The following is a 25,111-nucleotide window of genomic DNA, read 5'->3' as shown; positions in this document are numbered from 1 at the left end:
GAGGTGCATGATCATGGCGGATTTTAAAGTATTGGTCGTTGACGACTCCGCTTTTATGCGAAAAATTATTTCTGATTTAATTGAAAAAGATCCGTCCTTTAAAGTTATAGGGACAGCAGGCAACGGTAAAGAGGCGCTTCAGAAAATGGAGGAGCTTCATCCGGATCTGGTGACGATGGATTTTGAAATGCCTGAGATGAACGGGCTGGAAGCCTTGACGATCATTATGGGGACCAAGCCGCTGCCTGTCATTATGCTGTCAGGAATCAATGAACAGGGGATCAAAGAGACCATCATGGCGCTCGAAGCAGGTGCCTTTGACTTTATCAAGAAGCCTTCCCTGGTCAATTCACAGGATATTGAACAGGTAGGGGCCGCTCTGCTGGAGAAAATGAACACCGCCATGCACAGCGTAAAGAGGCTGAAGGAACGGAAGCTCGCTGAAGAGCAGCAGTCGGTGAATGCTGTGGCTGAAGCTGCGGAGCAGCAGCCCAAGGAGACCATCACTCCCCGAAATGAACGGCTGGCTGACTCCGCGGATCGTAATTCACAGCGGGAAGAGCCTGCAGCGGACCAGCCGGCGGCTGCTTCTCGCACTGTCCGTGCGGAGGACAAGCCTGACGGCGGGGTGAAAGCATCCAAACCGGCTGAGAGCAAGCCCTTCGTACAGCCTTCGATGCGCCCGGAAGGTTCGAAGCCGCTCACGAATTCATCTTCAGCAGCAGCTCGTCCTGCTGTGAAGCGGTCGCTGCCAACCGAACCGGCAAGGCCGGTCAAAGAGCCGCCTGCTTATAGCAAGACCTTTAAATCTGCCGGGCAGCCGTCGGCAGCAGCCCGGAATGAGAAGGGGCAGGCAGCGAGGACGATACCATCTTCAGCTTCGGCTCATGCTGTTCCGGCCGGCCGGGAACCCAGTCCAGTTAAATCGGCGGGTTCGACTTCTTTTACGAAGCTGGTTGCTGTTGGATGCTCAACCGGTGGACCACGGGCGCTGAAGACGCTGCTGGAACATATCCCTGCGCATATCTCGGCTCCAGTAGTCATTGTGCAGCATATGCCTCCTAATTTTACCCATTCCCTGGCCCAGCGTTTGAACTCCATTAGCCCGCTGCGTGTCCTGGAGGCAGCAGACGGCATGGCGCTCGAAGCAGGTACCGCATACATAGCGCCGGGCGGACTTCAGCTGAAGGTGCTGTTCTCCGGCGGACGGTATGTTTTCAACCTCAGCAATGAAGAGCCGCGTAACGGTCACCGGCCGTCTGTGGACACGATGTTCGAATCCTTGATGCCGTTGACATCGCTGGAACGTCATTTGGTTCTGCTGACTGGAATGGGCAGCGATGGTGCCAAAATGATGAAAAAATTGTATGACGAAGGGGTTACTTCCACTTTTGCTGAAAGTGAAGATACCTGTGTCGTCTACGGCATGCCAAGATCGGCGGTCGAACTGAATTGTGTGCGATACCTTTTGCCTTTGCAGGAGATCGCCCCCAAGCTTGTACAAGTGGTGAAATAAACGGAGTGTAACTCATGGAGGAGGTGTCTCACAATGGACATGAATCAATATTTATCCATGTTTATTGATGAGTCGAATGATCATCTGCAGTCACTGAACGAAAATATGCTGCAACTGGAGAGCAACCCTACGGACATTAGCATTGTCCAGGTTATTTTCCGATCCGCGCATACCCTAAAAGGGATGGCTGCCACGATGGGCTTTGAAGATTTGGCTTCACTGACTCACCAGATGGAGAACGTGCTTGATCTGGTGCGTAACGAGAAGCTGGTAATGCAGGAATTTATATTTGATACGTTATTTAAAAGTCTGGATGCTCTCGAATCCATGGTTCAGGACATTACAGCTGGCGGAGAAGGCAAAGCGGATGTATCGTCCATCGTCGCTTCACTCCAGGCTATCGTCCGGGGTGAAATCCCTTCCGCTTCCGCACCGGAAGCTCCTCAGGCTGCGGCAGCTGGCACACAGAGTAATGTTCAGGCAGGGCTTGAGCTCGATCAGTTCCAATTCTCTGTTCTGGAGCAATCCATTCAGGAAGGCCATTTGGTTCACTATATTGAGGTAACCATTGCGCCCGACTGTCAGCTTAAAGCGGTACGTGCCTATATGGTATTTGATTTGCTGGAGCGCTCCGGCGAGATTGTTAAATCTTATCCATCGGCCCAGGACATCGAGCAGGACAAATTTGAGCGTTCATTCTCTCTCTACTTTATCTCTCAAAAGGAATCCGTGGAACTTCAGGCCGCCATCCTCGGTATTTCCGAAATTGCTGAAGCCAAAGTAGTTCAACTGGATCAGGAATCGCTTCAACAAATGGTTCAGCAGAGCGCAGCAGCAGTTGAAGCTCCTGCTCAACCGGAAGCACAGCCACAGGCCGAACCAGCAGCTCCAGCAGCGTCCAACCCAGCTGCTCCTGAAGCAGCCAAAACACCTGCAGCAGCCAAAACACCAGCAAAACCGGCAGCCGGCGGTGCAACGCCGTCGCGTACAATCCGTGTTGATATTGAACGCCTGGACGTTCTGATGAATCTGTTCAGCGAGCTGTTGATTGACCGGGTGCGTCTCGAGCAGCTGGCCAGCGAGGTTGGCAATACAGCGTTGACAGAGACCGTAGAACATATGAGCCGTGTCAGCTCCGATCTGCAAAACATTGTTTTGAAGCTGCGAATGGTACCTGTAGATACGGTGTTTAACCGTTTCCCTCGAATGATCCGTGACTTAGCCAAATCGCTTGATAAAAAGCTTGATCTGGTCATTACCGGTGCTGAAACCGAGCTCGACCGTACCGTCATTGACGAGATTGGCGATCCGCTGGTCCATCTGCTGCGCAACTCTGTTGACCATGGTGTTGAACCGGTTGCAGACCGTATTGAAGCTGGCAAGCCGGAGACAGGGACTGTGCACCTGCGCGCCTTCCACAGCGGTAACCACGTCTTTATTGAGATTGAAGACGACGGCCGCGGAATTTATCGGGATAAGGTGCTGCAGAGTGCCATTAAAAAAGGTGTTGTGACCGAAGATCAGGCTGCGGCTATGACCGATGATCAGGCATATCAGCTGCTCTTTGCCCCGGGCTTCAGTACAGCGGAGAAGATTTCGGATATTTCCGGACGCGGTGTGGGTCTTGATGTGGTTAAATCCAAAATCACTTCCCTTGGCGGTAACGTCACCATTTACTCCACGCCAGGCAAAGGCACCAACTTCTCGGTACAGCTGCCGCTGACCCTGTCCATTATTGCCGCCATGATGATTCAGGTCGGATCGGAGAAATATGCGATTCCACTGTCCTCCATCGTAGAAACCGGCATCGTCAGAAAAGAACAGATCAAGACTGTTCACAGCAGTAAAATGGTTCCTTTCCGTGAATTCCATATTCCGCTGATCTCTTTGAGCCGGGTCTTTGAAGTGCCTGATTTCAACGAGGAAGAGGAAGATGAGACGGAAATTGTCGTAATCCGCAAAGGCGACCGTCTGGCCGCGATTGCAGTGCAGGACTTCCTGGGCCAAAGCGAAATTGTTATCAAAAACCTGGGCAAATATCTGCCAGCCATTCAGGGCGTGTCAGGTGCGACAATTCTTGGTGACGGACAGGTAGCGCTCATTCTTGATCCAAACGTGTTCATTAAATAGGCAGCATTCTTTTTGTTTCGATTAAAAGGAGGGTTTTTCGACATGGGAGAAGAAATAAAAGTAATCGTCTTTAAACTGGGCAATGAGGAATATGGGGTGGAGGTGGACAAAGTCCAATCCATCGAACGGATGGTGCCGATCACACGCGTTCCGAAGACGTACTCTTTCATCAAAGGTGTATTCAACATGCGCGGCATCGTCATTCCGGTTATTGATCTGCGTGGACGTTTTGGTCTTCCTGAAGCAGAGTACACAGATCAGACCCGTATTATCATTGTTGCAGTTCACGACATGCAGGTAGGCTTTATTGTCGACGCTGCCAATGATGTTATCGATCTGAATTCCAGCAGCATTGATACACCGCCGGAAGTGGTGGGTGGTGTTCGTGCGAAATATCTGCGCGGTGTAGCCAAAATCAGTGATGATCGTCTTCTGATTATGCTGAACCTGTCTGAAGTGCTCAATAAAAGCGAGGTCGTTCAGCTGGAAAGCGTAGAGGAATAATGCGATGGGGGCCTTTAATCATCTCGAAGAGTTCAAGCTTGATATTCTGAAAGAGGTAGGGAATATTGGAGCTGGCAATGCAGCTACAGCTCTCTCCAGACTGCTGGACAAGCCGATTGATATGGGTGTTCCCAAGGTACAGATGCTTCCGTTTGAGGAAATCGCCGAAAGTGTCGGCGGAGCGGAGCGGATTGTGATCGCTATCTTCTTCAGGGTAGAAGGAGAAGCGCCAGGTAACCTGTTCTTCATCGTTACGCCGAATGCAGCGAAGAGCCTGCTGTCCCGCTTGGCCGGAATGGAGACGGCGGAGGAGGAACAGTTTAATGAAATGGAGCAGTCCGCTCTTTCAGAGATCGGTAATATCCTTGCGGGCTCCTATCTTTCCTCGCTGGCCGACTTCACCAAGCTGTCTATGTATCCTACCGTGCCAGCTTTGGCCATGGATATGGCTGGTGCGATCCTCAGTTACGGACTGCTGCAGTTCGGCCAGATGGGAGATGACGCGCTCCTGATAGATACCACGTTCCTGGAGGGTGAGAATAAGGTAGAGGGGCAATTCTTCCTTATTCCGGACCCTGAATCTTTCGGTAAAATTTTTACGGCACTGGGAGTCCCGCTGCAGGATGATTGAGGAAAAAAGCATTATCAAAGTAGGAATGGCCGATTTGAACGTAGCGGGTAACCCTGGTGTTATCCGCACGATCGGATTGGGTTCATGTGTTGGCGTAACACTGTATGACCCTCAGCTGAAGCTGGCCGGCATGGCTCATGTCATGCTGCCGACTGCCGATATTGCCCGTGAGGGACAACTCAACATTGCTAAATATGCGGATACGGCCCTGCCTGAGCTGCTGAACAAGCTGCTGAGGCTGGGTGTATCCCAATCCAGACTTGTTGCCAAAATGGCCGGCGGAGCCCAGATGTTTGCCTTTGCAGGAAGCGGGGACACCATGCGAATCGGTCCCCGTAATGTTGAATCCTGTAAGCTGCAGCTGGATGAACTCCGCATTCCCCTCATCGGGGAAGATACAGGCGGCAATCATGGACGGACGATTGAATTGGACTGTGAAACCGGCGTTTTGAGTATTCGAAGCGTACAAATGGGTGTAAAGGAATTATAAGTATGTTAAAAGGAAGCTTACGCATCAACTTTTGGTCCGGCCTGATCGGCTTTGTACTGACCTTTCTGGTGTCTGCTGCAAGCAACCTTTTGACCACAAGCCTGATCCGCGGTTTAATCGCTTTTGCGATATGGTTTGTGCTCGCTTTTGCACTTCGATGGGTGCTTGCCATGACAATGAATGAAGAGGCTGATGCCTCAGCCGCAATGGATGGGAATGCGTCTTCCCGAGATGAACAGGTCGGTACGAAGCTGAATTTAACAACACCGGATGAGAGCGAAGACTTGAATGAATTGTTAAAACAGAAGCCTGAAGTACTGGAAGGGGATCAGAACGGCTTTGCGCCGCTGAATCCGCCAAAACTGGTTTCGACGAAAGACCCTGAAGAACTGGCGAAAGCCGTTCGTCACCTGACAGACAAACAAGGAGGGTGAAGCCATTGAACGAGCGAAAAGCATCGCACCTAAACTACTCGGAGCTCTGGGAACAATGGAAGGAACACGGGGACCTGGAAGCGAAAAAAAAGCTGATTGAAAATTACTTAAGTATTGTGGATTATGTTGCCGGGAGGCTCGCGATCGGGCTTCCCAAAAACGTATCCAAGGACGATTTGGCCAGCAACGGCGTCATGGGACTGATTGATGCGATCGAGAAGTTCGATTACAGCCGTGGACTGCAGTTCGAAACCTATGCTTCTTGGCGTGTGCGCGGCGCGATTCTTGACGGTTTGCGTCAGGGAGACTGGGTACCGCGTTCAGTAAGGGAGAAGGCCAAACGAATTGAAGATGCATACCAGTACCTAGAGCAGAAGTATATGCGAACCGTCAGCGATACTGAAATCAGCAGCTATCTGGATATATCGGAGAGGGATTTTCAGAATATGCTGCAGGAAGTATCGGTGATGTCGATTGTATCTCTGGAAGATCCGATTCGTGAAGAAGAACAGGAAACCAGGCTGTCCCTGCTCGTTGATGAGAAAGCCAAGAATCCGGATTACAAAGTCAATGAATTTTACCTTAGAGAAGCCTTGGTTCAAGGCATTGAGAAGCTGACCGAGAAAGAACGGATCGTGATTTCCTTGTTGTATTACGAGGACTTGTCATTAAGCGAAATAGCAGAGGTGATGTCACTTTCCCCATCCAGAATATCTCAACTTCATTCCAAGGCTATATTAAGACTCAGAGGGACGCTGGACAAGCAGCGGAACCTGCTGATGCAGAAGGATTAAAGCTGAACATTGAAAAGGGGGAAGGACTTCTTGGAGAAGCAGTTTGCGTTGGAGCACCATTTGAGCATCTCCTATGCGGAGAGCAAGGTGGAAGCTTATCTGGAGTGTTCCAAAAGTGAGGAAGGATTTGAGTGCACGGTACTCGATTTGGAACAATTCCTTAAGGAAAATCAGATTGTTCACGGCCTTAAGCCGGAAGCTCTTCAACGCTTTGCGCAAAAACCCGATTTTTTCTATGGCGAAAAACTATTAATTGCAGCAGGTACCCGTCCAACTGACGGAAAGAATGGAAGCATTCGTTATGCTTTTGAACAGGAAAGTGAAAAAGAGCTTCGTCCGCGTGAAGATAGTAAAGGCACAGTAGATTATAAAGAAGTAACAAAGCTGAATAACGTGAAAGCAGGACAAATTCTGGCAGAGCTGATTCCTGCAGAACCGGGCTTGCCGGGGATCTCAGTGACTGGTGAGGAAGTGCCGCCTCGTCCCGTGAAGGAAGCGCGTTTTAAAATTGGCAAAAATGTAGTGGTGAACCCGGAAGGCAATGCCATGTATGCGGCTATAGACGGGATCGTCACGTTCACAGATAAACAAAAGGTTAACGTATTCCCCATCTATGAGATTAATGGTGATATCGACTATTCTGTCGGCAATATCGATTTTGTCGGAACAGTCATTGTCAGGGGGAACGTGCTGACCGGCTTCCGCATCCGGGCTCATGGCGATATTCGTGTCATTGGCGGTGTGGAAGGCGCTGAGCTCGAAGCCGGCGGCTCCATTGAGATTACAGGCGGCATTATCGGTTACCATAAAGGACATGTCAAAGCGGTGCAGAATGTGAAGAGTTCCTTCATTCAGGATGCCAATGTCAGCGCAGGTGCCGATGTTATAGTCTCCCAGAGTATTATGCATTCCGAGATACGCGCAGGTCATGACGTGATCTGCAGCGGTGCCAAGGGGCTGATCGTTGGCGGTAACATTCAGGCAGGCCAGAAGGTAACCGCACGTACAGTTGGTAATACGATGTCTACACCAACTTCCATTGAAGTGGGTGTGCTGCCTGAGCTGCGCAACGAGCTTACGGAACTGCGTGCCAAAATGCGTCTTCTAAATGAAAACCTGGATAAAACAATTAAAGCGCTTCATATTCTCGATCAGCTGGCAGCTGCCGGGCAGCTGTCTCCAGACAAGGTAGGGATGCGGGTCAAGCTTAAAGCCACCCAGAAATCTCACCAGAAGGAACAGGCCGATGCACGCGAACGCATCCTGGAGATTGAGAGCACACTGGAAGATACCAGTCTTGCCCGGGTTAATGTGGAGAGCATCATTTACGGCGGCTCCAAAATAGTTATCGGAAGATACACCAAATTTATTAAGGACCCTGTATCGCGTATGTCCTTTTATTATTTCGAAGGCGATATAACCATGACCCCTCGAGTATAAAAATTAGCAGTCCGGTGAAAGCCGATCCGACAGCAGACGGAGGGAATAACGATGAGCTTAAAAAATATTGAGCTTCAAATTGCGATACCTCGTGTCAGTGAAGTAGGCAGGCATCAGAATGACTACATGCAGCGGCCTTCCCATGAACAGGCACTGCTCGGACAGCAAACCCATAAAGAAAGTCTTGCACAGCGCCAGCGAAGTGCAGAAGTGGATTCTTCCTCTTCGGCCACCATCCGGGATGGAGACGGCGAACAGCACAGGCATGATCCGGAAACTCATGCTGCCCGGCACGAAGAGGAAGCGGCAGCGGCTCATCCGGCAGAACATCCATACAAAGGGCATCATATTGATTTAACATTGTAAATCAGCGAAATTATTCTATTGGAATACAAAGGAGAGCAGCGGATTGGAACCTTGGCAGATTATCGTTCTTCTTGGGGCGGTGGCAGTGGTATACGCACTACTGCTGCCTAAACGGGCGAAAGAGCCGGCGGCAGGCGAACAGATCGTCAAAAATGTGGAAGCTACGCTGGAGCAATATTTGGCCGAAATAGAACGTGACAACGATGAGATCATCGCGCTTGTCGCAGATTTGAAACAGGACCATGCGGCTAAGCAGGCGGCATTGCAGGAGCAGGTGGCAGAGATGAGACAGCGTGTGGTTCAGCTGGAACAGCAGGCTGCCGGTCAGGATAGCGTACTGAGTCAGCTCCGTGAGGACCATGCAGCTGCCCGGCAGTCTCTGCTGGAGCTGGCTTACGGTATGGAGTCTGGCGGTCGCGCGGATGAACCTCAACAAGCAGAAGAAGAGCCACCTTTGTCTCCGAAGGTGCGGGAGCGTTATCCGGAATTGTTCCAGCTGTATGAACAGGGCAAATCGCTGGATGCTATTGGCAAGCAAATTGGCCTGCAGCGCGGAGAGATTCAGCTGATTCTCCAGTTGGCCAAACAGGAGGAAGCGTTGTGATCAAGAACCGTACATTTATATTGGGTATCGGTATTGGCCTGATTCTGGGCGCGCTGCTGCTTCAGCTTGCGATCATTGGCAAAGGGGAAGAGGCAACGCCTGCCTCAAGCAGTACAGGAGAGTTGACCCGCGAAGAGCTTGAAGCTGCTGCCAAGCAGCTGAATCTGAAGGTTACAGACAGCTCGGAGCAGCTCATGACCGAGGAGCAGTGGCGCGAAAAGGTGATCAGTGACAACAAGAAAGCCGCAGTGCAGTCTTCGAAGGCGCCTGCAGCTGCTGAGAAGCCTGCTGAACCTGCAGCTCCCAAGACTCCAGAGGCCAAATCCTCGACCCAGGCCCAAACGGCAGCGCCTCAGAATCCAAGCAAGCCGGTTACGACCCAGCCGGAGACGCCGCAGGTCAATTACAAAATTTCTTCAGGCAGCAACCTGAACAGTGTCGCTCAAGGACTGAAGGAGGCAGGTGTGATTCGTGATGCTGCTGCTTTCCGCAGCCGTGCATCTGAACTCAAGATCAACCGCAAGATCCAGTCGGGTACGTTTACCTTTAACAAAGGCGAGAGCTTTGACTCCATCATTAATAAAATTACCATAAAGCCGTCCAGCTGATGAGAGCAGGATGGCTTTCATTTTTTGGTGAAGACCGGCGGTGCCCATCGCAGAAAACTCTTCTTCGACATATACCAACTTTGTTAGGGAGTTGTCTTGCAACCGAATGGGTCTTATGGTATATTAATTGACGGTGTTAAAAACACACGTCGGTTAATCTTGTGAAGGGTGCTTCTTTTTGGAAGTCTTCATAGGAGATGATGTCGGCGGAGGACACACAAAAAAACCATATTAGGAGGTGCGTGAAGATGGCAGTAATCTCCATGAAGCAGCTTTTGGAAGCTGGGGTACACTTCGGTCACCAGACTCGTCGTTGGAACCCAAAAATGGATCGTTATATCTTCACTGAAAGAAACGGAATTTACATTATCGACCTGCAAAAGACAGTTAAGAAGGTTGAAGAAGCTTACAACTTTGTTAAAGGTCTGGCTGGCGAGAATGGAACAATTCTTTTCGTTGGTACTAAAAAACAAGCTCAAGATTCTGTGAAAGAAGAAGCTGAGCGCGCTGGACAATTTTACATCAACCAACGTTGGTTGGGTGGTACGCTGACGAACTTCCAAACTATTCAAAAGCGTATTGACCGTCTGAAACAACTGGAATCCTGGGAAGAGGACGGCACTTTCGCAGTTCTTCCTAAAAAAGAAGTTATCCTTCTCCGTAAAGAGAAAGATCGTCTTGAGAAATTCCTGGGCGGTATCAAGAACATGAAGGGTCTTCCAAGTGCCCTGTTCGTTATCGATCCTCGCAAAGAGCGTATCGCAGTAGCGGAAGCTCGTAAACTGGGTATCCCAATTGTTGGTATCGTTGATACGAACTGTGATCCGGACGAAATCGACTACGTAATTCCAGGCAATGATGACGCGATCCGCGCTGTTAAATTGCTGACTGGTAAAATGGCTGATGCTGTAATCGAAGCTCACCAAGGCGAAGAAACTACAGCTTAATTCAGTTGATCCGATGAAATTAAATGAAAAGGGTGGTTGGTAGGTGGATAACCTCTCACTGCCCTTTTTTTAAGGATATGAGCATTTTACATAAGTTTGAAGAGAGTGCTCCGTTCATCATAGTCCGGAGGACGTTCGGATTCAGCTCATGTAAGTGCTGGATAACATAAACCAACCTGTGGAGGGAATTTATAATGGCAGTTAATGCAGCAGCAGTAAAAGAGCTTCGCGAAAAAACTGGCGCCGGTATGCTCGATTGCAAAAAAGCGCTGGAAGAGGCAAATGGCGATCTGACAAAAGCATCCGAAATTCTTCGTGAGAAAGGCCTTGCAGCAGCAGCAAACAAAGCAGGCCGTATCGCGACTGAAGGTGTGGTTGAATCTTATATCCACGCTGGCGGACGTATCGGCGTTCTGGTTGAAATCAACTGCGAAACTGACTTCGTAGCAAAAACAGACCAGTTTAAAGAATTTGCACGCGATATCGCTATGCACATCGCAGCAGTGAGCCCACGTTATGTTCGTCGTGAAGAAGTTCCGGCTGAAGACGTGGAAAAAGAGAAGGAAATTCTGAAAGCTCAAGCCCTCAACGAAGGCAAGCCTGAGAAAATCGTTGAGAAAATGGTTGAAGGCCGTATCGGTAAATATTACGAAGAGTTCTGCCTGCTTGAGCAAGCTTTCGTAAAAGATCCGGACAAAACAGTGGCTACGCTGGTTAACGAAAAAATCAGCACAATCGGCGAGAACATCTCCATCCGTCGTTTTGCCCGCTTTGAGCTGGGTGAAGGCATGGAGAAAAAAGAAGACAACTTCTATGAAGAAGTTATGTCTCAAGTAAAACAATAATAACTTCTCCTGGATAAGGAATGTTATTATATAGACAGTCATTCAGAAAGGAACACGCAGGTGTTCCTTTCTTCTCAAAACTTCATGATACTGCGCACAGCCGCAGCGTTTGGGACAAGGGGCTCCGGTAGGAGCTTTTCTTGCACAATGAAGAGAATTAGATAACTGCCTCTATATCCCGCAGATGATCGGAATTGAACTGCAGAAAAGATGTGAGTTATTAACCTGGCGTAAATCGCCATGTCAAAGTGGAGGGTGAACAGTTGAAACAGCCTGTATTTAAACGTGTAGTCTTAAAGGTGAGCGGTGAATCTCTGGCCGGTCAAAACGGATATGGCATTGATGCTGATACAATTGCATCGATCGCCGAACAAGTGAAGGAAGTTGTGGAACTCGGAGTTGAAGTGGCCATCGTGTGCGGCGGCGGAAACATCTGGAGAGGGATCGCAGGCAGCGCCAACGGAATCGACCGTGCAACCGCCGATTATATGGGGATGCTTGCCACCGTCATGAATTCGCTCGCTTTGCAGGACGCATTGGAGCAGATTGAAGTGCCGACACGCGTACAGACTTCCATTGCGATGCAGCAAATTGCTGAGCCGTACATCCGCCGCAGAGCGATTCGCCATCTTGAAAAAGGCCGGGTTGTTATTTTTGCTGCTGGAACAGGGAACCCGTTCTTTTCCACAGACACAACGGCTGCGCTGCGGGCTGCGGAAATTGAAGCAGAAGTCATCCTAATGGCCAAGAACAAAGTAGACGGCGTATATTCGGCGGATCCTTTCAAGGACGATACTGCTGAGAAATATGAGCAGCTGACGTACCTTGAAGTACTGAACAAGAACTTGGGTGTTATGGACTCAACGGCTTCCTCGCTGTGTATGGATAACAATATTCCTCTGATTGTTTTTGCTATTACGGAACAAGGGAATATCAAACGTGTTGTGCTTGGTGAAAAGATCGGGACCATCGTTAAAGGGAGTGTAGATTAATGCCACAAACGGTAAAAAAACATGCAGAAGAACGTATGGAGAAAGCAATCCTTGCTCTGAAACGTGACCTGGCTACACTGCGTGCCGGCCGTGCGACTCCGTCGCTGCTGGATCGTGTACAGGTTGAATATTATGGTGCACCAACACCAATTAATCAGCTTGCGAACATCAATACACCGGATTCCCGTACACTGATGATTCAGCCATGGGACAAATCCTCTCTGAACGATATTGAACGTGCCATTATGAAATCGGATCTGGGGCTGACACCTGCTAATGACGGAACAGCAATTCGTCTGAGCATTCCTCCTTTGACTGAAGAGAGAAGAAGTGATCTGGTGAAGCAGTCGAAGAAATTCGGTGAAGAAGCCAAGGTAGCCATCCGCAATATCCGTCGTGATGCTAACGATGATATCAAGAAGATGGAAAAAACGGACATTTCTGAAGACGAGTCCCGTCGTCATCAGGAAGATGTACAGAAAACAACGGACAAATTTATCGCGGAAGTCGATAAAGTGCTCGCTGCCAAAGAAAAAGAGATTATGGAAGTGTAAGAGACTTGCGGCCCCTCCGTTTCGGTGGGGTTTTGTCTCTTTTCAGCATTTGCACCATCTTATTATTTAGCCTTTCTGAGCAAATGCTTGTTTATCAAAGGTATTTTCCAGAGAATGTTGGAGGAAACGTAATGATCAAACGCGTTCGATCGTGGTGGGGCGGGCAAGCCAAACAGGCAGAACCTGACATAGCACCGGATAATATCCCTGAACATGTGGCTATCATCATGGACGGCAACGGCCGCTGGGCCAAACGCCTGGGCATGCCTCGCATTATGGGTCATCAGAACGGAATGAAGGCTGTCAAAAGAGCGACCATTGCGGCTGACGATCTGGGGATCAAATATTTGACGATGTATGCATTTTCGACTGAAAACTGGACTCGTCCAAAGGAAGAAGTAGACTTTCTAATGCGTTTGCCGCAGGAGTTTCTGTCCATTGAGCTTGATGAGCTGATCGAGAAAAATGTACAAATTCGTATGATGGGCCATGGTGAACTTTTACCTTCCCACACCCGGCAGGCGCTTGAAGAAGGGATAGAACGGACCAAGCATAACACGGGTCTTGTTCTTAACTTTGCATTGAATTACGGCAGTCGTCTGGAAATGACCGAAGCCATGAAACGGCTGGGAGCGAGGATCGAAGCCGGCGAGTTGAAGGCTGAAGAGATTACCCCCGAGCTCATTGATCAGAACCTGCTGTCTGCGGGTATGCCGGATCCCGATCTGCTGATCCGTACGAGTGGTGAGCTGCGTATCAGTAACTTTATGCTGTGGCAGATTGCTTACAGCGAGCTCTGGTTTACGGACATCTTCTGGCCTGAGTTCACGAAGGATCATCTCCTGCAGGCTGTGGCAGAGTACCAACGCAGAACCAGACGGTATGGCGGATTGAAATAGATGGAGGATGGTAGCGTTGAAGCAGCGATTAATTACCGGAATCATAGCAGGTGCTTTATTTTTGGGTTTATGTTTGCTGGGGGGCCTGTGGTATCAGCTGCTGATTCTCGCGATGGCTCTCATCGGGTATTATGAGTTTGTACGTATGACTAAAGTTAACCCATTCGGCGGAACCTCACTGGTCGGCTATCTGGGCATCATTATGTTTGTTTTTCCTTACGATTCGCTGGGAATAGAGCCGTGGCTGCCGCTGCAGAGCGGAATTTGGCTGCTTATGTTTGTATTTATGGTTGTAACGGTAGTAACCAAAAATCAGATTCCTATAGGTACAGCGGCCATGATGTTTTTGGGCAGCCTCTACGTGGGAATCGGTTTTGCGTACATAGCGGAATCCAGGCTGCTCCCGCACGGCATTTTTTGGACGTTCCTTTTGTTCTGCTGCATCTGGGCCAGTGATGCGGGTGCCTACTTTGTCGGTAAAATGATAGGGAAAATCAAGCTGTGGCCGTCGATTAGTCCTAACAAGACGGTTGAAGGTGCACTGGGCGGAGTTGTGTTGTCAATCGTCGTGGCGGTTGTTTTCGCGCTGAGCTCTGGCGGTATACTGACTTTTGGCCGTGCGTTGTTCATTGGTATAGCTTGCGCGGTGATCGGCCAGCTGGGAGATCTTGTTCAGTCGGCTTACAAGCGAGTTTACGGGATTAAGGATTCTGGTAATCTGCTACCGGGTCATGGCGGCATTCTGGATCGCTGTGACAGCTGGATTGCGGTATTTCCGTTTGTACATATGCTGATGCTGCTGCCCTATTAGGCTCATCATGCGTGGAAATTAGTAGCTAGAGGATAGAGAGGCGTTGCATCATGAAGAAAATTTCAATCTTGGGCTCCACAGGTTCCATCGGCACCCAGACTCTGGACGTCGTTGCGATGCACCCGGACCAGTTTCAGGTGGAAGGCCTGTCCGCCGGGGCGAATGTTGATTTGCTGGTGGAACAAGCCCGTCAATTTCGTCCCCGCAAAGTTTCGGTGGGGACCAAAGAACTGGCAGACCGTATTGCCAATGACCTGCCGGCTGGCACCCAGCTGTATTACGGCAGTGAAGGTCTGATTGAAGTTGCAGCTAATACCGATGCGGATACAGTGGTTACTGCTGTAATGGGGAGTGTAGGACTTCGTTCTACGCTGGCTGCGCTGGAAGCTGGCAAGCATATTGGCCTGGCGAACAAAGAAACGCTTGTCACCGCAGGTCACCTGGTGACTTCACTTGCCAAAAAGAGAAGGCTCAGCCTGCTGCCGATCGACAGCGAGCATTCAGCCATTCTGCAGTGCATGAACGGTGAACCTGAACGAAATGTATCCCGGATTACATTGACAGCTTCCGGCGGTTCCTTCAGGAATCTGACCCGCGAACAGTTGTCAGATGTTACGGTAGAAGATGCCTTAAAGCATCCGAACTGGTCCATGGGAGCCAAAATTACAATTGATTCCGCTACGATGGTTAATAAAGGATTGGAAGTCATTGAAGCGCGTTGGCTGTTCGATCTGGAATATGATCAGATTGATGTGCTTCTTCACCCGGAGAGCATTATCCATTCCTATGTCGAATTTGTAGATACGAGTATTGTTGCCCAATTAGGGAATCCGGATATGCGGGTGCCGATTCAATATGCGCTGACCTATCCGGACCGCCTGCCTTCCCCGGCACAGCGGCTCTCGCTCGCACAAATCGGTTCGCTCCATTTTAAGGAAATGGATTATGATCGTTACCCTAGTTTAAGACTGGCATTTGAATGTGGTAAAATGGGTGGTACGGCTACGACGGCGTTTAATGCAGCCAATGAGGTTGCAGTCGCACGTTTTTTGCAGGGGGAAATTTCCTTCCTTCATATTGACAGGATCATCGAGCAGGTGATCGAACGTCACAGCAGTATTGCCCTTCCGGATCTGGGGACAATTGAGCAGTGTGACCGAGAGGTGCGCGAGCTGGCTTCCCGCCTCTGACCATGTTCTGTACAGGTGATCAGCAGCAATTGTGATTCTCTTGTGTGTGATCAGAGAATAATGATAATCTAGAAGGACAAACTGCGATCACTTAGGGGGATAGAAGCCATTGGAAATGATTCAGATCGTATTTTTAACGGTGCTCATGTTTTTTGTTCTTGTAACGGTGCATGAGTGGGGGCATTACTATTTTGCCAAACGTGCCGGCATTCTGGTGCGTGAGTTTGCAATCGGTTTTGGCCCAAAGCTGTTTTCTTATAAGCACAACGAAACCCAGTTTACCCTTCGCCTGCTTCCATTCGGGGGATATGCCCGAATGGCTGGTGAGGATCCTGAACTGGTCGAGATTCAGAAGGGACAGACCATTGCTGTTCGTGAGAATGACGGCGAGGTAAAAATCATCTATCTGGATCAACTGGACAACCGCAAAAATGTAATACGCGGTGAAGTGCTTGATATCGATATGGAAGAGGCCTTAACCCTGCGTCTGGATGTGGACGGTGAAGAGCAGCAGTTCCGTATTCATCCGCAGGCCTCAACGGTCAGCCGTTCGAAGAGCATACAGATTGCACCCAGAAACCGTCAGTACGGAAGCAAGACGGTAGGGCAGCGGGCATTGGCGATTTTCGCAGGTCCCCTGATGAACTTTATTCTGGCGTTTGTACTGTTTGGCGCCCATGCTCTAATGGCAGGTGTGCCGGTGGAGAATCCGACGTACCTTGAGATTGGCAGTATTACAAAAGGAATGCCTGCGGACAAAGCAAACCTGCAGGAAGGCGATATTATTGAGACGATTAATGGACAGCAGATTGGCGCGGATCCCCAGAAGATGGTTGCCCTGATCTCAGACTCCAAAGACAAGCCGATGAAGTGGAAGGTCCGCCGCGGAGACCAGGTGTTTGATCTGACCATTACACCTGTAGCGATGGAGGGACAGGTCGGCGGTAAAGTCGGTGTTGTGCCAGTGACGCCTACACGCAGTGTCGGTGTCGGCGAATCCGTGAAGATTGCAGGCCAATCGATGGTGGAGTGGACCGGGAATATCTTTATGGGCTTTAAACAGCTGATCAACAAGTTCTCTATGGATGATCTGGGTGGTCCGGTGCGCACATTTGAGATGACAGGCCAGATTGCCAAACAGGGCATTGATCAACTGACCCGCTGGGCGGCTGTTCTCAGTCTGTATCTTGGTATTTTCAACCTGCTTCCGATCCCTGCGCTGGATGGCAGCAGACTAGTGTTCCTTGGTGTTGAAGCGCTGCGCGGCAAACCGATTGATCCCAACAGAGAGGGCATGGTCCATTTTATCGGGTTTGCCATGCTCTTCCTGCTGATGATTGCGGTCACGTATAATGATATACTGCGTTTAATTAATGGATAATAGATCCGGGCCGCTCCCGAGAGCGGTCTGAGTGGGAGGACAATTAGCTTTATGTCGAACGAAAAACAATTTGTGACGGAGATCACCCCGCAGGGAGAAGACTTCTCCCGCTGGTATATTGATGTAATTAAGAAAGCGGATCTAATGGACTACTCACCGGTGCGCGGCTGCATCGTGTTCCGCCCGGACGGATTTGAAATTTGGGAGCATATTCAGAGCGCGATGGATGCCCGTTTCAAGGAAACAGGACATCGTAACGCTTACTTCCCAATGTTTATTCCAGAAAGCTTTTTCCAGAAAGAGAAGGAACACGTTGAAGGATTCAACCCTGAGCTGCCTTGGGTAACCGAAGCAGGCGGTGAGAAGCTGGAGGAACGTCTGGCTGTACGTCCTACATCGGAGACCATCTTCGGTCATATGTACTCGAAATGGATTCAGTCTTACCGCGATCTTCCAGTACTGATCAACCAGTGGGCGAACGTTGTTCGCTGGGAGAAGCGGACGCTGCCGTTCCTGCGTACGAGTGAATTCCTGTGGCAGGAAGGTCATACTGCTCATGAGAATGAGACAGAAGCACGTGAAGAGACGATGAAAATGCTTCAGGTCTACCGCGAAGTCGTTGAAGGCGTTCTTGCAATACCAGTTATTACAGGTCAGAAGACACCTTCCGAGAAGTTTGCGGGCGCGGTCGATACATTCTCGATTGAAGCAATGATGAAAGACGGCCGTGCCGTGCAGGCAGGGACCTCCCACTATATGGGCACCAATTTTGCGGTAGCGTTTGATATTAAGTATTTGAACCGTGATAATGTGCAGGAGTATGTTCACACGACATCATGGGGAACAAGCACACGTTTGATTGGCGCGATGATCATGGTGCATGGTGATGACCGCGGTCTTGCACTTCCGCCTAAGGTAGCGCCGACACAGGTAATTATGATCCCTATCGGGCCGCCCAAAACACGTGATGCTGTAGTTGGACGTACGGATGAATTGTATGCTGAATTGAAGAAGGCCGGGATCCGTGTTAAGGTGGATGATCGTGCAGATGTCCGCCCAGGCTGGAAATTTAATGAATATGAAATGCGTGGGGTTCCTGTCCGCCTGGAAATTGGCCCTCGTGATATGGAGAATGGCGTTTGTGTGCTGGTATCCCGTATTACAGGCGAGAAGAAGGTCGTTCAGCAGGACAACCTGGTGGAAGAAGTTCAGCAGATGCTGGATCAGGTTCACAACGAGATGTTCAGCCGTGCGCAGCAGTTCATGGAGGATCATTTCTATGATGTCGATACACTGGACGAAATGAAAACACTGATGGACCAAAAACGCGGGTTTACCCTTGCGGGCTGGTGCGGTTCCAATGAATGTGAAGACAAGGTAAAGGAAGTAACGGGTGCAACAAGCCGTAATATTCCATTCAAGCCGGAGGTTGAGAAGAAGACCTGTCTCTGCTGCGGCCAGGAAGCCAAACATACCGTTGTATTTGCTAGAGCTTATTAAGAAGAAGTGCTGCACTGGAATCCGGCTTCCGGGTTCATCGTTATAGATGAAAGCTTCTGTTAAAAAAATGTCGGTGCGTCCCGCGATCGAAGGCATTTTTGGACGCAGAAGCTTTTCATGTTTTGCAAGGGGGGAACAAGAGAAATCATGACAGAACAGGTGGAAAAGAGGAAACGGTTCGAACTGCTGCTGAAGCAGGCGGATGTACCGGCAGGGTTGGTCGATCCGCATTTTATAGAAGGCTGGATTGAGAAGGTGGAGATCAGCCGCAGCAACAAGGACTGGAAGATTATCATTGCCAAGGAGACACTTGTCCCTGCGCCAATTTATCGTACATTTTGTCTTCATGTGCGGGACAAGATGAGCCATATCGCCAAGATCTCGTTCGGTATCCATTATTCGTCCCGGGTTACTCCTGCTGAAATTGTTGAAGAATATTGGGGATTGTTCCTGGAATGGGCCCATCGTGAGATCCCGTCGGTTAACGGCTGGATGGCCCGCGCGGGGCATGAGCTCGAGCAGGATCTGCTCGTCGTGAACATGACCGATGCCATGTCGCTGGAGCTTGCCCGCAAGAAACAGATTGACCAGGCTATCATCCGGTTCTATCAGCAGTATTTTGCGCTGGACCTGCGTGTCAAAATTCAAGTTGGCGCAGCCGCAAGCAATCACGAAGCGCTCGAGCAGTTCCAGCAGAAGAAGATGGAAGAGGAACGCGAAGTTATCCGGAAGATGATGGAGAGCATTGTAGCTGAGCAGGTCCCTGTGGATGAAGACCAAGGGGATGTTCGTCTGCAGATTGGTTATGACATCAAGGAACCGCCGGTACCGATCCAGGAGATCCAGGATGAAGAGAAGAAGATTACGATGCAGGGGGCAATTTTCGGCCTGGAGAGCAAAGAGCTGCGTAATGGCAATACGCTTTTTACGTACTATCTGACCGACTTCACGGACTCGATGCAGATGAAAATGTTTGCGAAGACGAAGGAAGATCTCAAGATTATGAGCCTGCTCGCCAATGGCAAATGGGTGAAGGTCAGAGGGCGGGTTGAATATGACCGCTTTATGCAAATCCCTGAACTGGCGATGATCCCTTCCGATCTGGTGGAGGTACAGGCACCACCGGGGCGTAAAGATAACGCAGCAGAGAAACGGGTGGAATTCCACCTGCACACTACGATGAGTACCATGGATGCAGTAGCTTCCGTGGATCAATATATCAAGCAGGCGGCCAAATGGGGGCACAAGGCAATCGCGGTTACCGATCATGGTGGTGTCCAGTGTTACCCTGAGGCAGCTAAAGCCGCCAAGAAGAACGGGATCAAAATGATCTACGGTGTCGAAGCGAATGTCGTTAACGACTCTGTTGCTGTCGTCCTGCAGCCGAAGCCGCTTGACCTGAGAACAGCTACTTATGTGGTGTTCGATATCGAGACTACGGGTCTATCAGTAACCCAGAACAAGATTATTGAGATTGCGGCTGTCAAAATGGAGGATGGCAAGGAAATCGACCGTTATGCAACTTTTGTTAATCCACATGAACGTATTCCGTATAACATCCAGCAGTTGACCAACATTAACGACGATATGGTGAAGGATGCGCCGGACGTCGAACCTGTTATGAAAGAATTTATTGCGTTTGCAGGTGATGCGGTTCTCGTTGCCCACAATGCGCGGTTTGACGTTGGCTTTATTCAGGCGACACTGCGCGGCATGGGTCTTCCGGAAATGGACAATCCGGTGCTGGATACGCTGGAGCTTGCGCGTCTGCTGTTCCCGAGCATGAAGAACCACCGTCTTAATACGCTGTCTGATAAATACAAGGTCTCACTGGAAAGCCATCACCGTGCCATTGATGATACGATTGCACTCGGAGGCATCCTGAATGGACTGCTGAATGATGCGGCACAGTTAAAAGGAATTACCATGCTGGACCGGCTGAATGATTATGTTGGTGTAGACCTTTCGAATACGAGGCCTTTCCACTGCTGTATTTATGCTTTGAACCCGGTGGGCAAAAAAAACCTGTATAAGCTGGTTTCCTTGTCGCATACCGAGTATTTCAAACGTGTTCCCTGTATTCCCAAGTCCAAGCTGGCTGAGATGCGTGAGGGGCTGCTGATCGTATCCGGCTGCGAGAAGGGCGAATTTTTTGAGGCTGTATTGAACAAATCGGTGGAAGAAGCCGAGGAGGTCGCCCAGTTCTATGATGTGCTGGAGATTCAGCCGCTGACCATGTATATGCATCTGGTAGAAAAGCAGCTGGTTGCAGCACCGGATGCCCTCAAAACGGCTGTCCGTAAAGTATGTGAGATCGGGGAGAAGCTCGGCAAGCCGGTCATCGCAACAGGGAACGTTCATTACCTTGAGCCTAAAGATAAGCTCTACCGGGATATTACCATTCACGGGATTACAGGCTTCAGTCCGCTCAAAGATATCCGCAAGCCGGATGCCCATCTGCGTACCACAGATGAAATGCTGGAAGAGTTCGAATTCCTCGGCGCGGAGAAGGCCAGAGAGGTCGTAATTACGAATACCAATGAGCTGGCTGACCGTTTTGAAGAGCTGGAGCTGTTTCCGGACAAGCTGTTCACCCCTATTCTCGAGGGTGCAGATGAGGAAATCCGTAACACCTGCTATGAGACAGCCAAATCCATCTATGGAGAGCCGCTGCCTGAAGTGGTCGTTGCCCGCCTGGAGAAAGAGCTTGAGCCTATTATTAAGTACGGTTTCTCTGCCAACTATTTGATCTCGGAACGTCTGGTTAAGAAATCAAATCAAGATGGCTACCTTGTAGGCTCCCGGGGTTCCGTAGGTTCATCGGTCGTCGCCACCTTCCTCGGCATATCCGAGGTAAACCCGCTTCCTGCCCATTATATCTGTCTTAATTCGGACTGCAAGCACAGCGAGTGGTTCCTGGACGGCAGTGTTCCAAGTGGATTTGACCTTCCGGATAAAGTGTGTCCGGATTGCGGGGGCAAGCTGAAGGGAGAAGGCCAGGATATTCCGTTCGAGACCTTCCTCGGTTTCAAAGGTGATAAGGTTCCCGATATCGATTTGAACTTCTCCGGTGAATACCAGCCGCATGCCCATAACTATACGAAGGTGCTGTTCGGTGAGAAAAGCGTATTCCGGGCCGGGACCATTGGTACGGTTGCGGAGAAGACGGCGTTTGGTTTTGCAAAGAAATACGAAGAGCATCATATGAAAAAATGGCGCGGTGCCGAATTGAACCGGCTGGCCGCCGGCTGCACGGGCGTTAAGCGTAGTACAGGACAGCATCCAGGCGGTATTGTCGTCGTACCGGATTACATTGAAGTGGAAGATATCACACCTGTTCAATATCCAGCGGATGACACCAGTTCGGAGTGGAAAACGACACACTTTGATTATCACGCCTTTGATGCAAACCTGCTGAAGCTCGATATTCTGGGGCACGATGATCCGACAATGATGCGGATGCTGCAGGATTTGACAGGTGTCGATCCAACGACCATCCCGATGAATGATCCCAAAGTGATGAGCATGTTCAACTCCACGGAAGCACTGGGTGTATCGCCGCAGCAGATCCGTACGCCAGTAGCCACCTACGGGGTGCCGGAGATGGGAACCAAATTTGTACGCCAGATGCTGGTAGAATCCCAGCCATCTTCATTTGCCGATTTGCTGCAAATTTCAGGTCTGTCGCACGGTACTGGAGTATGGCTTGGTAACGCCCAGGAACTGATCAAGAACAATACCTGCAATATCAAGACGGTTATTGGCTGCCGTGATGATATTATGCTCTTCCTGATCTACAAGGCTGGCATGGATGCGAGTCTGGCGTTTAAAATTACAGAGAGTGTTCGTAAAGGTAAAGGCCTGTCTCAAGATTGGATCGACGAGATGAAGCGGTGTAAAGTGCCGCAGTGGTATATTGATTCCTGTCTGAAGATTCAATACATGTTCCCGAAAGCCCATGCTGCTGCCTATGTCATCTCGGCGGTGCGTACCGCTTACTTCAAGCTGTATTATCCAATCGAGTATTATGCGACTTATTTTTCCGTCCGCTGCGATGATTTTGATATTGAGCTGTGCTGTCAGGGTTACGAGGCCATTTACCGCAAAATAGAAGAGATTGAGCAGATGGGATTCCAGGCTCCACCAAAAGAGAAAAACATGCTGCCAATCCTGGAGATGGCGCTGGAGATGACTGCACGCGGATTCTCCTTCAAGAGCATTGATCTCTATCGTTCTGATGCGACACGCTTTACCGTCGACGGCGATTCCCTGATTCCGCCATTCTCTGCCCTGCAGGGCATTGGCGACAATGCTGCCCGCAATATTGCGGCTGCCCGTGAACACGGAGAGTTCTTGTCTATTGAAGATTTCCAGCAAAAGTCGAAAGCGAGTAAAACGGCAGTTGAGCTGTTGTCCCAGCTCGGCTGCTTCCGCGGTTTGCCTGAGAGTAACCAGCTGTCGTTGTTCTGATTCGGGTCTGTGAAGGACATCGGCAGTCAAGTGGTCATACTTGTCACTGGAAATGGATTATGTTATAATTTTTATGGTAATCATGGGGATAAAACCGTTGTTTAAAGAGTGGGGAAACCCACTCTTTACTCTTTGGTATATACATTTTGAATGCTCAATGCGTTCAAGAAGCTGGCTGGCAGCGGCAGTCCGAAGGGCTACAGCCCGCAGCCAAACAGGAATTGCAGGAAACGATATTGTTGGAGGTTATAATCTTTGAGTACACCAAAGATCAAATCAATCGTGGAAGAAATGGTCCAGCCCTATCTGAATGAGCATGGCTTCGAGTTGGTCGATGTCGAATATGTCAAGGAAGGCAGCAACTACTTCCTGCGTGTCTTCGTGGACAAAGAAGGCGGTATTGATCTTGACGATTGCAGTATGATCAGCGAATACCTCAGTCAGAGACTGGATGAGAACGATCCGGTATCCGACGCCTATTTCCTTGAGGTATCTTCCCCTGGCGCCGAACGTCCGCTGAAGAAGGCTGAAGACGTTGCCAAGGCGGTAGGCAAAAATGTGTTTGTCACTACATACGAACCGATTCAGGGCCTGAAGGAATTCGAAGGTGAATTGCAATCCTTTGACAATGACACGCTGGTCATTGCCGCAGGCAAAAAAAAGGTTGAAGTTCCGTATGACAAAGTGGCAAGCGCGCGGCTTGCGATTATTTTCTAGGAAAATGATTCGCCGGAGCATTGTCTGAGCCGTCTAGAGGAGTCAGAAGTCTTGCATGCTATTTACCGACATTAACTGACCTATTCGTCTGAAAGAAACGGCCGGCGCCCTTTGTTCTCTAACAAAAGGAACGTTAGCCGTTTCTCTATGAGACGCCATGATTTGAAAGGGGGAGCATTAGCAATGAGTATGGATTTTATTGAAGCGATGAATGAGCTGGAAAGAGAGAAGGGTATCAGCAAGGATATTCTGTTTGAAGCCATTGAAGCAGCACTTATTTCCAGCTACAAACGAAATTTTAACACCGCGCAGAACGTACGGGTCGATATGAACCGCAATACAGGCGCAATTAAAGTCTATGCCCGCAAATTGATTGTGGAAGAAGTCCTCGATCCGCGCACTGAGATTTCCCTGCCGGCTGCACGTGAGATTAACCCTCACTTCCAGCTCGAGGATATTGCGGAGATTGAAGTAACACCACGTGATTTCGGACGTATCGCAGCACAGACGGCGAAGCAGGTGGTAACCCAGCGTATCCGTGAAGCGGAACGCGGCCTGATTTACAATGCATTTGTAGACAAAGAAGAAGACATCGTGACAGGTACTGTGCAGCGTCAGGATCTTCGCAATATCTACATTGATTTGGGCAAAATCGAGGCGGTGCTGCCGCTCGGCGAACTGATGCCGAATGAGAAGTTCGGTCACGGGGACCGCATTAAGGCTTACATTACCAAGGTGGAGAACACAACTAAAGGGCCACAGATTATGCTGTCCCGTACACATCCCGGCTTGTTGAAGCGTCTTTTCGAGCTTGAAGTTCCGGAGATTTTTGATGGTGTGGTTGAAATTCGATCTGTAGCCCGAGAAGCTGGTTTCCGTTCCAAAATTGCAGTCTTCTCCCGCAATACGGAAGTAGATCCGGTCGGGTCCTGCGTAGGGCCGAAGGGAACTCGCGTCCAGACGATTGTCAACGAGCTGCGCGGCGAGAAGATTGACATCGTTCGCTTCTCCGAGAGCATCGAGGAATATGTGGCAAATGCACTCAGCCCTTCCAAAGTTCTTGAAGTCCAGGTGCATGAGGCTGAGAAAATGGCTCGTGTTATCGTGCCTGATTATCAGCTGTCCCTTGCGATCGGTATCAAGGGCCAGAACGCTCGTCTGGCAGCGAAGCTGACTGGCTGGAAGATTGATATCAAGAGCGAGACACAGGCTGAGGAAGAGTTTGGCAGACCTAAAACCTCTACTGGCGAAATGCATCAGGACTCCGTCTCCGTAGATTAAGAGGAAT

General features: G+C 49.8%; 23 protein-coding genes. All 23 read left to right on the top strand.

Annotation, left to right across the window (positions count from 1 at the left end; all coding sequences use genetic code 11):
* Positions 1-13 precede the first annotated feature (13 nt).
* The 23 genes from Q5741_RS05235 to nusA all read left to right on the top strand — a co-directional run bounded on the left by Q5741_RS05235 (position 14) and on the right by nusA (position 25,104).
* The gene (locus Q5741_RS05235; RefSeq protein ID WP_305023010.1) at positions 14-1,516 is read left to right on the top strand and encodes a chemotaxis protein CheB; all 1,503 of its coding nucleotides are present in this window, start codon (positions 14-16) and stop codon (positions 1,514-1,516) included.
* 33 nt (positions 1,517-1,549) lie between these two features.
* The gene (locus tag Q5741_RS05230; RefSeq protein WP_305023009.1) at positions 1,550-3,646 is read left to right on the top strand and encodes a chemotaxis protein CheA; all 2,097 of its coding nucleotides are present in this window, start codon (positions 1,550-1,552) and stop codon (positions 3,644-3,646) included.
* Positions 3,647-3,688: 42 nt separating this feature from the next.
* Positions 3,689-4,150: a chemotaxis protein CheW gene (locus Q5741_RS05225; protein WP_305023008.1), complete on the top strand. Its 462-nt coding sequence runs from the start codon at positions 3,689-3,691 to the stop codon at positions 4,148-4,150.
* Between the two features lie 4 nt (positions 4,151-4,154).
* The gene (locus Q5741_RS05220; protein ID WP_305023007.1) at positions 4,155-4,781 is read left to right on the top strand and encodes a chemotaxis protein CheC; all 627 of its coding nucleotides are present in this window, start codon (positions 4,155-4,157) and stop codon (positions 4,779-4,781) included.
* Complete coding sequence (locus Q5741_RS05215) at positions 4,774-5,271, top strand: chemotaxis protein CheD (protein ID WP_305023006.1); 498 nt, start codon at positions 4,774-4,776, stop codon at positions 5,269-5,271. Before Q5741_RS05220 ends, Q5741_RS05215 begins: the two co-directional genes overlap by 8 nt.
* A 2-nt stretch (positions 5,272-5,273) precedes the next feature.
* Positions 5,274-5,705, top strand: coding sequence for a hypothetical protein (locus tag Q5741_RS05210; RefSeq protein WP_305023005.1), 432 nt, complete (start codon positions 5,274-5,276; stop codon positions 5,703-5,705).
* 5 nt (positions 5,706-5,710) lie between these two features.
* Positions 5,711-6,499, top strand: a complete 789-nt coding sequence (locus tag Q5741_RS05205) for a FliA/WhiG family RNA polymerase sigma factor (RefSeq protein WP_305023004.1) — start codon at positions 5,711-5,713, stop codon at positions 6,497-6,499.
* 30 nt (positions 6,500-6,529) lie between these two features.
* Entirely contained in the window at positions 6,530-7,939 is a 1,410-nt protein-coding gene (locus tag Q5741_RS05200) for a DUF342 domain-containing protein (RefSeq protein ID WP_305023003.1), read from the top strand.
* A 51-nt stretch (positions 7,940-7,990) separates the two neighbouring features.
* Positions 7,991-8,305 carry a hypothetical protein gene (locus tag Q5741_RS05195; protein ID WP_305023002.1) on the top strand — a complete coding sequence of 105 codons (315 nt, stop codon included), beginning with the start codon at positions 7,991-7,993 and terminating at the stop codon, positions 8,303-8,305.
* A 43-nt stretch (positions 8,306-8,348) separates the two neighbouring features.
* Positions 8,349-8,909 carry a DUF6115 domain-containing protein gene (locus Q5741_RS05190; protein WP_305023001.1) on the top strand — a complete coding sequence of 187 codons (561 nt, stop codon included), beginning with the start codon at positions 8,349-8,351 and terminating at the stop codon, positions 8,907-8,909.
* A complete protein-coding gene (locus Q5741_RS05185; protein ID WP_305023000.1) occupies positions 8,906-9,517 on the top strand; it encodes an MltG/YceG/YrrL family protein in 612 nt (203 codons plus the stop codon). Before Q5741_RS05190 ends, Q5741_RS05185 begins: the two co-directional genes overlap by 4 nt.
* A gap of 248 nt (positions 9,518-9,765) precedes the next feature.
* Positions 9,766-10,464, top strand: coding sequence for a 30S ribosomal protein S2 (rpsB, locus tag Q5741_RS05180; protein WP_305022999.1), 699 nt, complete (start codon positions 9,766-9,768; stop codon positions 10,462-10,464).
* A gap of 194 nt (positions 10,465-10,658) precedes the next feature.
* On the top strand, positions 10,659-11,309 hold the full coding sequence (tsf, locus tag Q5741_RS05175) for a translation elongation factor Ts (RefSeq protein ID WP_305022998.1): 651 nt from the start codon (positions 10,659-10,661) through the stop codon (positions 11,307-11,309).
* 263 nt (positions 11,310-11,572) lie between these two features.
* Positions 11,573-12,301 carry a UMP kinase gene (pyrH, locus tag Q5741_RS05170; protein ID WP_305022997.1) on the top strand — a complete coding sequence of 243 codons (729 nt, stop codon included), beginning with the start codon at positions 11,573-11,575 and terminating at the stop codon, positions 12,299-12,301.
* Positions 12,301-12,855, top strand: a complete 555-nt coding sequence (gene frr, locus Q5741_RS05165) for a ribosome recycling factor (RefSeq protein ID WP_305022996.1) — start codon at positions 12,301-12,303, stop codon at positions 12,853-12,855. Before pyrH ends, frr begins: the two co-directional genes overlap by 1 nt.
* A 131-nt stretch (positions 12,856-12,986) precedes the next feature.
* Positions 12,987-13,754, top strand: coding sequence for an isoprenyl transferase (locus tag Q5741_RS05160; protein WP_305022995.1), 768 nt, complete (start codon positions 12,987-12,989; stop codon positions 13,752-13,754).
* A 16-nt stretch (positions 13,755-13,770) separates the two neighbouring features.
* Positions 13,771-14,565: a phosphatidate cytidylyltransferase gene (locus Q5741_RS05155; protein WP_305022994.1), complete on the top strand. Its 795-nt coding sequence runs from the start codon at positions 13,771-13,773 to the stop codon at positions 14,563-14,565.
* A 50-nt stretch (positions 14,566-14,615) separates the two neighbouring features.
* Complete coding sequence (locus Q5741_RS05150) at positions 14,616-15,755, top strand: 1-deoxy-D-xylulose-5-phosphate reductoisomerase (protein WP_305022993.1); 1,140 nt, start codon at positions 14,616-14,618, stop codon at positions 15,753-15,755.
* Positions 15,756-15,864: 109 nt separating this feature from the next.
* Positions 15,865-17,136 (top strand): RIP metalloprotease RseP, encoded by a 1,272-nt coding sequence (gene rseP / locus Q5741_RS05145; protein ID WP_305022992.1) that lies wholly within the window; start codon positions 15,865-15,867, stop codon positions 17,134-17,136.
* Between the two features lie 51 nt (positions 17,137-17,187).
* Positions 17,188-18,636, top strand: coding sequence for a proline--tRNA ligase (gene proS / locus Q5741_RS05140; protein WP_305022991.1), 1,449 nt, complete (start codon positions 17,188-17,190; stop codon positions 18,634-18,636).
* Positions 18,637-18,783: 147 nt separating this feature from the next.
* A complete protein-coding gene (locus Q5741_RS05135; protein WP_305022990.1) occupies positions 18,784-23,106 on the top strand; it encodes a PolC-type DNA polymerase III in 4,323 nt (1,440 codons plus the stop codon).
* Between the two features lie 255 nt (positions 23,107-23,361).
* Positions 23,362-23,823, top strand: coding sequence for a ribosome maturation factor RimP (gene rimP / locus Q5741_RS05130; RefSeq protein WP_305022989.1), 462 nt, complete (start codon positions 23,362-23,364; stop codon positions 23,821-23,823).
* A gap of 183 nt (positions 23,824-24,006) precedes the next feature.
* Positions 24,007-25,104 carry a transcription termination factor NusA gene (nusA, locus tag Q5741_RS05125; protein ID WP_305022988.1) on the top strand — a complete coding sequence of 366 codons (1,098 nt, stop codon included), beginning with the start codon at positions 24,007-24,009 and terminating at the stop codon, positions 25,102-25,104.
* The last annotated feature ends 7 nt before the right edge of the window (positions 25,105-25,111 follow it).

This window comes from Paenibacillus lacisoli (genome assembly GCF_030580655.1).
Classification (GTDB): domain Bacteria; phylum Bacillota; class Bacilli; order Paenibacillales; family Paenibacillaceae; genus Paenibacillus; species Paenibacillus lacisoli.
Note: the sequence above shows the minus strand (reverse complement) of the source record. Positions and strands in the feature narration are given on the sequence as shown.